Here is a 12,392-nt window from a genome sequence, read left to right as displayed (position 1 = left end):
ATGATAAACGGCATGAATGAAGAGATAGGCGTCTGGAGGTAGGAAAACTGTCCGGAATTTCTCGACAAAGCATTTCGGAAGATGGTCTCTTCTTCATCCGCGTCATTTCAACGTTTTTTGGTGTTTGAGGTTGGAAAAAGCCCTGAAGATCTCTTCCAAACCCTTATCTTTCCCCCCCGCCACCTCTCTCCATGGACCCCGTCATCTCCTCTATCCGCAAAGAACTGCAGGAACAGGCAGACCCCGAGATCCGGAAGAACGCCCGGCGGTACTTCAAGGAAGATATCGTCTGCTACGGCATGAAGACCGCGGACGGCGCTGCCATCGCAAAAAAATACTGGCGAGAAGTCAAAGACCGGGACAAACAGGAGATCTTCGCCCTCTGCGAGGAACTCTATCGCTCAGGGTATATGGAGGAGGCGTTCATCGTCTCGACGTGGGCACCCCTGCTGAAAGACCGGTACGAGCGCGAAGACATCGCCGTCTTCAGGCACTGGATCGACACCTACATCTCCAACTGGGCGGAGTGCGACGGTTTCTGCAACCACACGATGGGCGACTTCATCGACCTCTACCCCGAGTATGTCGAGGAACTCAAACGCTGGACACGGTCAGGGAACCGGTGGATGCGGCGGGCCGCGGCTGTTTCGCTGATCATCCCGGCAAAACGCGGAAAATTCCTCGATGAGGCACTTGAGATCGCCGACCTCCTCCTCACGGATCCGGACGACCTGGTGCAGAAAGGGTACGGCTGGCTTCTCAAGGAGGCGAGCAGGCAGCACACGAACGAGGTCTTTGCATATGTCATGCAGAACAAGAAGGCGATGCCGCGGACGGCGCTGCGGTACGCGATCGAAGTGATGCCGAAGGAACTGAAGACGGAGGCGATGAAGAAGGACTGGTAGCAGGAGGGACTCTGTGAAAAACCTCTCCCTGTGTGTCGGGTGGCATCTCCGATCCCATAGTGGCAGTGCGAACCCGCCGCCTTCCCTCTCCACCTTCCCAAGATCTATCGTACTATGGGGGTCTGGGGCAACGAGCGTCAGCGAGTTCGAGAAGACCGTTAGGTCTTCGAGGAGCCCCCGGCGTTGTGTGAGGGGAAGGTGATGGATCGGCCTCCTCCTCCGGGGGGCTGCCGCCCCCCGGTCCCTCGAAAGCCTCCGGCTTTCTCAAGATCGCTCCGCTCGCACCCTGCCATTACGATAGGGGCGGGTTTGGCATACTCCCTCAGGATTCCTGCCCTGTCTTCCCGGAACCAATCTTAAATCGGGGGTCTGGGGGAATGACCGGAGGAAGTCGAGAAATCCGTACGTTTTCGAGGAAATCCCCGGCAACCTGTATGGGGAAGCCAGCGAACCCGTGCGTCCCATCATGGGGTCATGAGGGGAACCATGAGCGATTCTCCAGAGCCGGGAAAACACCTCCCTCGGCTCCGCGCAGAAAAAAAGAGGAAAAAGATTATTCGATGACGATCGCGGGCTTGAAGGGGAGGGCGGCGTCTGCCTTCGCCTCGCCGCTTCCCTCTGCTGCGAGGACCTGCACCGGCACGCCGAACTCCCTCTCCAGGAACTCCTTTGCCGACATAAAGACCGCCATCTCGTCGACGCCGTTCGTCGCAATGCTCCTGACCAGTTCTGGCGGCAGGCGGTGGATGAACTTCGTCACCTGTTTCGCCGTGTTCACCGCCTCCTTGCCGCGGGCACGCAGGCCCTCGTCGGCCATCACGAGCTTCACCGCATTGGTCCTGTCCTCGGCCGCCGCGATCATTGCGAAGACCTGCTCCTTCCAGGTCGGGGCGACATAGAGCCTGATCGCCTTCGGCTGGATCTGGATCAGCTTCGTGATCGACTCCACGTCCTCGACAGTCCGTGCGAGGAGTTCCTCGGCAAGTTCAGCCTTCTCGTCGACCTTCGCAACGTCGGCCACAGGCCAGGGGGCAAAGGCCACAGGGCCGTCATTGCCCATCGCGTGCCAGAGTTCCTCGCAGGTGTACGGCACGATCGGGGCGAGCAGCCGCACCCAGACAGAGCAGAGCTCCTGCACGGCCGCAGAGCCCGGCGCGATCGTCGGCAGGCGCCTGCGGTACCACTTCAGGTCGGCCTCGATCCCGAAGAACGCCTCCTGGAGGGCCTGCCGCGTCTGGAAGTTCAGCATCGCTGCGGTGGCATTCTCGATCCTGTGCTGCAGCCTGGAGATCAGCCAGCCGTCGATCTCGCGGCCGTCATTCTCCTCAACCGCGAGCCCCTCGGAGACCGTGTTCCAGAACCGCTCGATCTGCTTCTTCGCGCCGATCACCAGTTCGTTCCGCCAGTCGAAGTCCTGCCACGGCTCGGCCGAACCGATCAGGAACATCCGCACCGTGTCAGGCCCGAACTCGTTCAGGGCGTCTTCCAGCAGGACGACGTTCCCCTTCGATGAGGACATCTTCGCCCCGTTCAGCAGGCCCATGCCGAAGATGACCATGCCCTGCGGCTGTTTGTCCGCCGGCATCACCGCACGGTGGTGGAAGAGCTGGAAGGTGAGGTGGTTCGAGATGAGATCCTTTGCCGAGAACCTGAAATCGTACGGGTACCAGTACAGGAACTCGGCCCTGATCGCGTCCAGCGTCTCCCTCGGCACAGTCGTCGGGTTGCCTGTCCCGTAGACGACGTACTCGAAGACCTCGGGGGTGAGCTTCTCAGGCTCGATCTTCTTCACATGATGGGCGATCGTGTAGAAGGCCATGTAGATGGTCGAGTCAGAGAGCGGCTCGATGATCCAGGCCGGGTCCCAGGGGAGCTTTGTCCCGAGGCCGACCCGCCTGGTGCAGGCCCAGTCCTTCAGCCAGTCCACCGTCCGGTGGAACTCGGCGCGGACCTCCGCGGGCACGACCTTCATCTCGTCGAGCTGCTCGTGCACCTCTGCCTTCCAGGCCGGGTCCGAGTACTGGAGGAACCACTGGTCATGGAGGATCTTCACGTACACCCGGCCGCCGCACCGGCAGATCACCTGGCGGGTGTCGAAGTCGAACATCTCCTTCGACCCGTAACTCTCGACCATGATCGCGGCCACGTCGTCGCGGGCCTGCTTCACCGGCTTGCCGGCCTGGTCGCCGCAGTTCACGAGGAGGGTGCCGTGGAGCACCTCGGCTGCGTACACCTCGCGGGTGACATCGTCCATTCTCGGGTCGAGCTGGTGCCTGATCCCGGCCTTCTCAATGGCGTCCTTTGCCGGGAGCGCGCCGTAGCCCTCGGTCTTGATGATCGCGACCGGGGCGATGTCGGTAAAGCGCCCCTCCTCCTGGAGGTCGCGCAGGGCGATATAGTCGAAGGGTGCGTGGGCCGGCACAGACATCACGAGACCTGAGCCCATGTCAGGGTCCACGAAGTCCGCGGGCAGCACAGGCACTGTTCCGCAGAGCGGGTGCGAGGCAGTCGTGCCGACGATCTCCGTCCCCTTCACCTCGCCGGTGATCTCGATGGTGTGGTCCTGGAGTTCGAGTTTGTAGGCCGCCTCGCGGGAGAGCACCCACTCCTCGCCGTCCACCGTCGCCCGCACATAAGTGACGCCCGGGTTTGCCCAGAGGTTGGTCACGCCATAGATCGTCTCCGGCCGGAGAGTGGCGCACGGGACCTTTGCACCCTGCCACTCGAAGACGACAAGGGTGAACTTCATGATCTCGGCCTTTTCGCCTTCGAGGAGGTCGTGGTCGCCCACAGGGTTGTCGCACGACGGGCAGTACTTCACCGGGTGGACGCCCTTCACCACATGCTCCTCCTCGTGGAGGTGCTTGTACTGCCACTCGATGTACTTCGAGTACTGCGGGTCCACGGTGATGAACCGGCGGCGCCAGTCGATGGACAGGCCGCACCGGCGCATCAACCTCTCGTATTCCCCGGCAAAGTACCGGACGATCGTCATCGGGTCGTCGAACCTGTCGAGGACGTCCTGCGGCACCCGGTACAGGTCGCGGTAGATCCGCACCGTCGAGGGGTCGTTCTTCGCGATCCGGCGCGAGATCCCGATCACCGGCGTGCCGGTGACATGGAAACCCATCGGGAAGAGGACATTTTTGCCCTGCATCCTCCAGAAACGGGCGACCACGTCGGGTACGATATAGGTCCGCCCGTGCCCCACGTGCATGGCGCCGCTCGGGTACGGGAAGGCGACGTTCAGGTAGAACTTTTCATTGTCGTCCGGGTTGGCCTCGAATGCCGCCGGCCATGTGTCCCGGTACTTCTCTTCCAGTTTCTGAATATCCCATTCAGCCACGGTATGTCACTCCCACGATACTCTCTTTATACAGGTCTCAGTCTGATGGCCTCACGGTCGTTGTACCTGCGGATCAGTTCCTGTGCGATGCTGCTGCTCTTTGCCAGGTCGATCTCGCCCTTCTCGTTTACTGTTGCAGTAAAGAGGTACTCTTTCCCGGCAAAAACATCGACGATCGCCTCCCTGAATTCGGGGGCGACCAGGGTGAGATGCTTCTTCTCGACGCGGAGGCGCAGGCCCTCGCTCGCGGGCATTTCCTCGGCGGTCTCCTTCACCTCAGGGAGAGGGAGTTCGGAACGCGGCCTGATGTCGATCCCGATGCCGATCTTGTTCACGATCCCGGCGATATTCTTGCCGCCCCTCCCGATGGCTGCGGGGACATCTTTGTCCTCGATATAGGCGACGGCCTTCGTGTCGCTCTTCATGAAGACATCGATAGCCCCGGCGGTGAACCGGCCGAGTTCACGCTGGACCTCCCGTTCGGTGACCTCCCAGGCGGTCTCTTTCTCCTCGGCTTCGGGTTTTTCTTCGGCAACTGTCTCGGGAACCTTCTCTTCAGCCTTCGCCTCGACCTTTTCCTCGACCTTCTTCACCGGTACTTTCTTTTCGGCGCCGTCCCCTGTCGGCATCACGATCGTCTCGCCCTCGTACTTGAAGATCTCGAAGGCAATCCTGTCGGTCACCGTGTCGCGCACGGTCGTCACCGGCCTGATGTGCAGGTCGGAGTTCATGCCTTCGGGCACCTTGATCGAGAAGCTGACATCGTAGACCCTGGTGATCTCGCCGTTGTCCACGTAGATGATGGTGTTTATGATCTGGGGCAGGACGCTCGGCTCGACCCGGCCGAAGAAGCGCTGAATCGCGTCCTTCACCTCCATCGCATGGATCACGCCGACCATGCCGACGCCGGCAAGGCGCATATCGGCAAAGACGCGGAAATCCTCGTTCTTCCGCAGTTCGTCGAAAATGACGTAGTCGGGCCGCACGAGCAGGAGCACCTCGGCGGTGTTCTCCATGCTCCCTTCGAGGGCCGTGTACTGGGTGATGTTGTCTGGCACCTGAAGGTCGCGCGGGGCCTCCATCGTCTTGACGATAAACTCCTTATCGGCAAGGAAGGTGGCGACGCTCTGGGCGAGCGTACTCTTCCCGGCACCCGGCGGCCCGGCAATGAGAACGCCCTGACGGACACCCGTGATCCTTTCCTTGATCAGGTCTGCCATCGCGTAGTTTTCGAGTGCCACGTCACGGATCGGCCTGACCGCTGTGATCTCCATCCCGTCGGAGAAGGGCCGACGGGCGATTGCGATCCTGATCGATCCTATCTGCACCACGGTGATGCCGCGGCGTTCGATCTCGATGAAGCCGTCGGGATCGCGCTTTGCCCTTTCGAGCACTTCCTGTGCCATGGTGCGGAGTTCATACTCGTTCATCGGGCTGTCGCGGAGTTGCACAAGGCGCAGGTTCTTCATCGTCCCTTTTCTTGCCATCGGCGGGACGCGTTCTTTAAGGTGGACGGCGATCGTCTCCTCGTCGAAGTACTGGTCGAGCATGAGAGGGGTGCACTCGCCGACCTGGGGCTTCAGGTACATGACATCGATCCCCTTTGCCTTTGCGACCTCTGACTGGACGACATCGCTGGTGACGAACCTGGCATCATACTCGATGGCGACGTTCCTGATCAGGGCGTCGATCTCGCCGCCGCTTGCGAGTTTGACCTGGCTGAGACTTGGGCGTTCCCCCACATATCGGAGTTCTATAGTCCCCTCGCCCGCCATTCTGGAGAGGTTCTGCAGTTCTGTCAGACCGGAGAAACCGATCTCGCGGCCCTGGTTTGCCTGGGCCTCGAGCTCAGCAACGACCGCTTCCGGAATGATTATTGTCGACCCTGTATATTCACCGGTTTTTATCATCTGGGTGATGCGTCCGTCTATGACGACACTTGTATCAGGCACTATTTTCATAAAAAATTCACCATATTCTACGTGTCTTTATCCTTTATTAGCATATACATCCGCAGGATCGAAGAGCGGCGCGGCGATCTCCCTCCCCTCGATCGTCCGGTAAAAACAGGAATAATGGCCGGTATGGCAGGCCGCTCCCCTCTGCCTGACAAGGTACAGGAGGGCGTCCGCGTCGCAGTCGGCCCTGACCTCCACGACCTCCTGCACATTCCCGCTCTCCTCTCCCTTCTTCCAGATCTTCTGCCTGCTGCGCGACCAGTAGTGGGCATACCCTGTCTCCCCGGTCAGCCGCACTGCCTCCTCGTTCGCCCAGGCGAGCATCAGAACCTCTTTTGTCTCCGCGTCCTGCACCACGACCGGGACAAGGCCGTCTGTATAGTTCAGTTCCATCACCTCATACTCCTGCAAGTACCTTTATGATCATAAAGAGCAGGTCGCCGATAAAAAGTGCCGTGACGAAACCGGCGGTGATCGGGATGATGAAGGGGACGGCATAACTGATCCAGACTCTGCCTGCCTTCCTGTACAGGGCGAGTTCCTGCGCGTAGCGCTCGGGGTGCTCGCGCAGGTCCTTTGTGTACATCCGCCGTTCGCCGCCCTGCACAGTCCGCCGCAGGGACTCGCGGATCTTGAGGAAGCGGCGGGTGATCGTCCTGTCCTCCTCCTCGGTGATCTCCTCCATCACAAAGCCGAAATGGTTCCTGATATCTTTCCCTTCCACCGGATAGCCGAAGAACATGTACGGGAAGGGCGCCCTGTTCCCCTTCACGATATTATACGCGCAGAGGGCGAGGGGCGCGACGAGGTTGAGGAGGAGGGCGTCTGTGATCACGGAGAAGGGAAAGAAACCCATGGGCGGGACGCCGAGCAGAGGCTCGACCGGGAAGGCCGGGATACAGAGGGAGAGAAAGATCAGGGCCCAGGCATCGGCGCCTCCGAAGAGGTGGAGCATGCCGAAGGTATAGAAGACGGCGGCAAAGATCAGGGAGAGCGCGAGGAAGTACAGGGCCGTGCCGGCAAGGCCCCCGGTGAGGAGGCCTGCGTAAAATATTACAGCAGAGGGCCCTGCCACTATAAGCATCGGGTACCAGGTGCGGAAGGGCACCCGCCGGTCACGGTGATCGAGAACCGATGCGTACATAAGCGTTGCACCCACAGCAAGAGATGCGATGACAAGAGGAAGTATCATGACTCATATTTCTTATATTTTCATCCCTTTTTAAGGCTAACTATTTTCAATACATTTTAATACTGTGGAATAGGAGAATTGTATCATTCTCCGTTTGAATCCGGTGGTGTGTGTGATAGAGATAACTGTCGATTCAACGGCCTGTAACGGATGCGGTCTTTGCGTGAAGGATTGTCCGATGCGGGTCTATGAACTCAAGGATGGAACCAGTGTTCCTGTCCGTCCCGAGAACTGCATGGGCTGTCTCTCCTGCCATGAGATCTGCCCTGCCCAGGCACTGGAACACCGGGGGGTCTACCCCTCGAAACGTCACTATGTTGATATCCGCGTCTGCGAGATGCTCAATCGGGTGATCTGATGGTCGACATTACTGCGGAAGAGATGAACAAACAGTTTCATGCAGGTGCGGTCTTCAAGGCCGAGGACGTCCCTCTCTCCTGCTCGCCGAACCCGAAGGAACTCGAACCAACCCTCCACGGCGTCATGCATATGAACGGCATGATCATCAAGTCCCTCGAAGAGATCGCGGGCCGCGGCGCGAACGCCGTCACCTACCGCGCCGGCAAAAAGTTCGGCCACGAGACGGCGAAGTACTTCAGGAAGATCGACAATGTCGAGGAAGCCCTGCGCGAACTCTCGTACATCCTCCACGGCCAGTACACCTTCGAACTCTGGAAACCCGAGGACAAAGAGAACTATGTCGTCACCGAGAACGGGGAGACCTTCATCTTCCTCGTCTTCCACGACTGCATCGTCCGCCAGACCCTCCGCCGCAACGGCATGGACCAGGGCGGCCCCCTCTGCCAGACATTGTACGGCTATGTGGTCGGTGCGATCGAGGAGATCACCGGGAAACGGGCGAAACTGGAGATCGTCCACACCGGCCCGAATGCCTGCCTGAAAAAACTGATCCTGAAGTGATGATGGTTATGAAGATAGCAATCGAAGAACTTGCAGGGTGCTCAGGCTGCACCATATCCGTCCTCGACCTTCACGAGGCCCTCCTCGACCTTGTGGCGCAGGCCGATATCGTCTATTCCCCGGTGATCATGGACGCGAAAGAACCCCCCGAAGGTATCGACATCGCCTTCGTCACCGGGGCCGTCAGGAACGAGGAGAACGAGGCGCGCCTGAGACTTCTCAGGAAGCGGGCGAAGACCCTCATCGCCTTCGGCACCTGCGCCTGCTACGGCGGGGTCTCGGGCCTGTCCATGCTCGGCAAACAGGAGGACCTCTTTGCCTGCGTCTACCGCGGCGTCGAAACTGCGGACGAAGGGAACGTCGTCCCCACTGACGTCCCCCCCTTCCTGTACCGTGCCTTTGCCGTCGGCGACCTTGTGAAAGTGGATTACTATGTCACCGGTTGCCCCCCGAAGGAGAAGTTTTTGAAAGAGATCCTTCCGGCCCTTGTTTCCGGGAACAGGGTCGAACTCTCCAAAAAATCGGTCTGTTCGGAGTGCGACCGGAAGATGGGTGATGTCAAGGACTGGCATCTGAAGAGGCGCTATGAAGGTATTCCCGACCGCGAGCATTGCCTCCTCGGCCAGGGCTATCTCTGCCTCGGCCCTGTCACCTTCGGCCGGTGCAACGCCTCCTGCCCGCACAACAACGTCCCCTGCCACGGCTGCAACGGCCCCTCCCTCGACATCCTCAGGGAACCCTGCCGTGACATCTACAATATGATGGTGAAGCGGATCGCCGACCTCACCGATCTCCCCCAGAAGGAGGTCGAAAAGGAGGTCTATGACGTGGCCCACACCATGTATCCCTTCACTATCGGGAGCCTGATCATGGAAGACAAAGAGATCTCAAAGATCCGTGACCTCGTGAAGGGGGCAGGGAATTGACGCGGCTGACCATCTCGCCGGTGACCCGGGTCGAGGGGCATGCGGAGGTGCGGATCGACCTCGACGAGAAAGGCGAGGTTTCGAGCGCCCACTTCAATGTCGTCGAACTCCGCGGCTTTGAGAAGTTCCTTCTCGGTGCGGCTGTTGAGGAGGCGCCGAGGATCACCCCGCGCATCTGCGGGATCTGCCCCACCTCCCACCATGTGGCGGCGGCTATGGCCACTGACCAGATCTTCGGTGCGGAACCGCCCGCCACCGCGAAAAAACTCAGGGAACTCCTGATGGCCGGGCAGTACATTCACTCGCACGCCCTCCACTTCTTCATGCTCGCCGCCCCTGATTTCCTCCTCGGCGACGCCCCGGCAGAGGAGAGGAACGTCATCGGGCTTGCGAAGAAGGTCCCGGAGATCGCAAAGAAGGCGATCGAGGTGAGAAAACTCGGCCAGAGGATTACCGAGGCCGTCGGCGGCAAACCGATCCACCCCTCGAACGCCATCCCCGGCGGCATGTCCAGACCCCTCTCCGAAGACCAGCGCCAGACCCTCCTTGCATCGGCACAGGCAGGCCTTACCGTTGCCGAAGAGGGATGGGAGACGGCGCAGGGGATCATGGACGGCGTCGACCTCTCCCTTGGTGCGGTCGAGACGGCCTTCATGGGCCTCTCCGACAACGGGATCCACAGCGTTCTTGGCGGTGAGGTGAAGATCCTGGGGAAGGACGGGTCGGAAGTCGGTTCATTCACCGGCCAGGAATACGCCCGGCAGATCAGGGAATACTCTGAGGACTGGTCGTACCTCAAGTTCTGCCGCCTTGCCGGCGGCGACCACTACCGGGTCGGCCCCCTCGCCAGGCTGAACATCGTCCGGTCCATGGGCACGCCGAAGGCCGACGCCGCCCTTGCCCGGTATCACGAGACCTTCGGCGCCTGCACCCAGACGACCCTCGCCTACAACATTGCGCGGTACGTCGAGTTCCTCGGCGCCTGTGAGAAAGCGGTCGCCCTCCTTGAAGACCCGGCCATCACCGGCACCGATGTCAGGACGCCGGTTTCCGGCATCGCGGCAAGGCGTGGCGTCGGGATCGTCGAGGCCCCGCGCGGCACCCTCATCCATGACTACACGGTAGACGAGCAGGGCATGATCGAGAAGTGCAACCTCATCGTCGCCACCTGCCAGAACAACTACGCAATGGACAGAGGGATCGAGGACGCTGCCCGCAAGGTGATCGTCGGCGGGGAACTGACTGAAGCAGCATCGAACAGGATCGAAACCGTCATCCGTGCCTATGATCCATGCATCTCCTGTGCAACCCATGCCCTGGGTCGGATGCCGATGCGGATCCGGGTGGTACAGCGGTCCGGCAGCGGTCATGAGATTATTCAGGAGAAGGAAGTGAATTAAAATGGAGATGCTCAAACAGATCTTGACGGAGTTTCTCAGGCTTGATGGTGTGACCGCTGCTGTTGTCGTCGGGCGGGACGGGTTTGTGATCGAAGACGCAATCTCCGGGGATATCGACACCGATGCCCTCGGAGCCATGGCATCGACAGGCATGGGTACCTCCGAGGCGATGGGTACCGAACTTGGCAAAGGGGTTCTCAATCAGATGCTTGTCGAACTGCAGAGCGGGCCTATCCTCCTCTCTCCTCTTTCGGAGGACGAACTCATCGCCATCGTTGCCGGTGACGGCGCCAATATCGGCAGGATCCGGTACGAACTGAAGAAGAACAAGGAACGGATCATCGCGGCTCTGTAGAGTACGTATCATGATGTTGCCTGATGGGAAGACTTTCGGGAGCATGACGGCCCCTCTCACCGAGGTGCTGCCATTTACCGAGGCGTTCCACGCCATTGTGCGAGTGCGCACCGACGACGGCGAAGGCTTCGTCCTCTCTGACGAGGGAAAAGCGGTAGCTGCCTGGTGCCGGGAGGGGACAAAGGAGTTGAGAGGTGGTTTTGCCCTCGCCCGCCTCCTTGCCGAATCGTCACTCCCCTGCGAACTCAGCAGGTACGGGGATGACGAATACGACCTTGCCCTGGAGAGATGCCGGGATGCGGGGTACCTTATTGGCTGGGAGAGTCCAGATGAGGGGGGTGCGGTTCCTGTAACGACGTTTCCCGAGGCCGAGGATTCTGCCCCTGCAGGGTCCGCGGTACCCGAACTGAACGAGGAGTCGCTGCACCTCATCCTCTCCCAGCCGGGAGTCGTCGCCGTATCCGCGTTCTATGAGGGTTTTGCCGTCCAGTCTGTCGGTGCGACCGACTTTGACCGTATCGCCGCCATCTCCGAGGACCTTCTCAGGGCCGGCCTGAAGATTGCCGACGACATGGAGATGGGCTGTCTCGACGAGATCATCCTGGAGACGCCGGGTGGAAAATTGATCATCGCTCCCTTTGGTGACCTCTCCCTCTGTGTCCTCACCGCAGCCAATGCCAATCTGGGCCTTGTGCGGGTCGCCCTGCGAAGTATCAGGTGGGAGGGATAGATCATGCGCCTGCCGCGGTCAGGGTCTCCGGGTGCCAGCCTGACCATGCCCCTCAGGGTCGTCATTGCTGAATGCCGGAAGAAGGGCTTCACCGGTGCCGTGACATTTATGGTGCACGGCTCGCCGGCATCTCTTCTCTTCAGGTGCGGCATGCTACTCTGTGCGGAGTCTGGCAGGGCCACTGGCATCCAGGCACTTGAGGAGATAGAGAGATTACGTGACGTCGTCACCGCAGAATTCTTTGGGTATTCTGAAGCGGAGATCGGCGCCGCTCTCCTTTTTAACGATGCCTGCAGGGTGACAGCCGGGCCGCGTGATGCCAGGCCGGCAACCACGATTCATGCGGTGCGGGTCGGCCAGAAGAGCCGGTCTGCAACGGTGAAGGTGGTACGGACGGTGGAGGCAGGCGACGACAGGTCGGCGACGCCCCCTCTCCCGAAGACCGGAGAGAAGAAGGACGTCCTCAACCCGGAATCGGTTACGGCCCTGAAAAAGATGCAACAGAATTTCATGGTCGACGCATCCGATCTCCTTAGAGAAATGCATATGGGGCACCTTATTGTCGATCCGGAAAAACGCCCGGATCAGTGATGGATCTGATATATTCGAGATCCATCCTTAAATGACAGTTTAGGCCGCCCTATCGGCACGCGATAAAT

General features: G+C 60.1%; 12 protein-coding genes. 8 read left to right on the top strand and 4 right to left on the bottom strand.

The window, feature by feature from the left end:
- Nucleotides 1-191: 191 nt before the first annotated feature.
- The gene (locus BP869_RS07830; protein ID WP_342678471.1) at nucleotides 192-905 is read left to right on the top strand and encodes a DNA alkylation repair protein; all 714 of its coding nucleotides are present in this window, start codon (nucleotides 192-194) and stop codon (nucleotides 903-905) included.
- Between the two features lie 553 nt (nucleotides 906-1,458).
- On the opposite strand, the gene leuS is transcribed toward BP869_RS07830, so the two are convergent.
- From leuS to BP869_RS07810, 4 genes are read right to left on the bottom strand one after another with little or no spacing between them, the layout of a single operon-like run.
- Nucleotides 1,459-4,251 carry a leucine--tRNA ligase gene (gene leuS, locus BP869_RS07825; RefSeq protein WP_342678470.1) on the bottom strand — a complete coding sequence of 931 codons (2,793 nt, stop codon included), beginning with the start codon at nucleotides 4,249-4,251 and terminating at the stop codon, nucleotides 1,459-1,461.
- A 26-nt stretch (nucleotides 4,252-4,277) separates the two neighbouring features.
- Entirely contained in the window at nucleotides 4,278-6,212 is a 1,935-nt protein-coding gene (locus BP869_RS07820) for a PINc/VapC family ATPase (protein WP_342678468.1), read from the bottom strand.
- 27 nt (nucleotides 6,213-6,239) lie between these two features.
- A complete protein-coding gene (hisI, locus tag BP869_RS07815) occupies nucleotides 6,240-6,602 on the bottom strand; it encodes a phosphoribosyl-AMP cyclohydrolase (protein ID WP_342678466.1) in 363 nt (120 codons plus the stop codon).
- A gap of 4 nt (nucleotides 6,603-6,606) precedes the next feature.
- On the bottom strand, nucleotides 6,607-7,401 hold the full coding sequence (locus tag BP869_RS07810) for an A24 family peptidase C-terminal domain-containing protein (RefSeq protein ID WP_394339028.1): 795 nt from the start codon (nucleotides 7,399-7,401) through the stop codon (nucleotides 6,607-6,609).
- Nucleotides 7,402-7,504: 103 nt separating this feature from the next.
- Between BP869_RS07810 and BP869_RS07805 the strand changes: the two genes are divergently transcribed.
- From BP869_RS07805 to BP869_RS07775, 7 genes are read left to right on the top strand one after another with little or no spacing between them, the layout of a single operon-like run.
- Nucleotides 7,505-7,759, top strand: a complete 255-nt coding sequence (locus BP869_RS07805) for a 4Fe-4S dicluster domain-containing protein (protein WP_342678463.1) — start codon at nucleotides 7,505-7,507, stop codon at nucleotides 7,757-7,759.
- Nucleotides 7,759-8,322: a hydrocarbon binding protein (contains V4R domain) gene (locus tag BP869_RS07800; protein WP_342678462.1), complete on the top strand. Its 564-nt coding sequence runs from the start codon at nucleotides 7,759-7,761 to the stop codon at nucleotides 8,320-8,322. Before BP869_RS07805 ends, BP869_RS07800 begins: the two co-directional genes overlap by 1 nt.
- Nucleotides 8,323-8,330: 8 nt before the next feature.
- A complete protein-coding gene (locus tag BP869_RS07795; RefSeq protein ID WP_342678460.1) occupies nucleotides 8,331-9,248 on the top strand; it encodes a F420-nonreducing hydrogenase in 918 nt (305 codons plus the stop codon).
- A complete protein-coding gene (locus tag BP869_RS07790; RefSeq protein WP_342678458.1) occupies nucleotides 9,245-10,648 on the top strand; it encodes a Ni/Fe hydrogenase subunit alpha in 1,404 nt (467 codons plus the stop codon). Before BP869_RS07795 ends, BP869_RS07790 begins: the two co-directional genes overlap by 4 nt.
- A gap of 7 nt (nucleotides 10,649-10,655) precedes the next feature.
- Nucleotides 10,656-11,003 (top strand): roadblock/LC7 domain-containing protein, encoded by a 348-nt coding sequence (locus BP869_RS07785; RefSeq protein WP_342679119.1) that lies wholly within the window; start codon nucleotides 10,656-10,658, stop codon nucleotides 11,001-11,003.
- A gap of 10 nt (nucleotides 11,004-11,013) precedes the next feature.
- The gene (locus BP869_RS07780) at nucleotides 11,014-11,733 is read left to right on the top strand and encodes a roadblock/LC7 domain-containing protein (RefSeq protein ID WP_342678456.1); all 720 of its coding nucleotides are present in this window, start codon (nucleotides 11,014-11,016) and stop codon (nucleotides 11,731-11,733) included.
- Nucleotides 11,734-11,736: 3 nt separating this feature from the next.
- Nucleotides 11,737-12,324, top strand: coding sequence for a hypothetical protein (locus BP869_RS07775; protein WP_342678454.1), 588 nt, complete (start codon nucleotides 11,737-11,739; stop codon nucleotides 12,322-12,324).
- Nucleotides 12,325-12,392: the final 68 nt, after the last annotated feature.

Origin of the sequence: Methanofollis sp. UBA420 (assembly GCF_002498315.1) — an archaeon.
GTDB lineage: Archaea > Halobacteriota > Methanomicrobia > Methanomicrobiales > Methanofollaceae > Methanofollis.
This window is presented reverse-complemented; position numbering and strand designations above follow the sequence as displayed.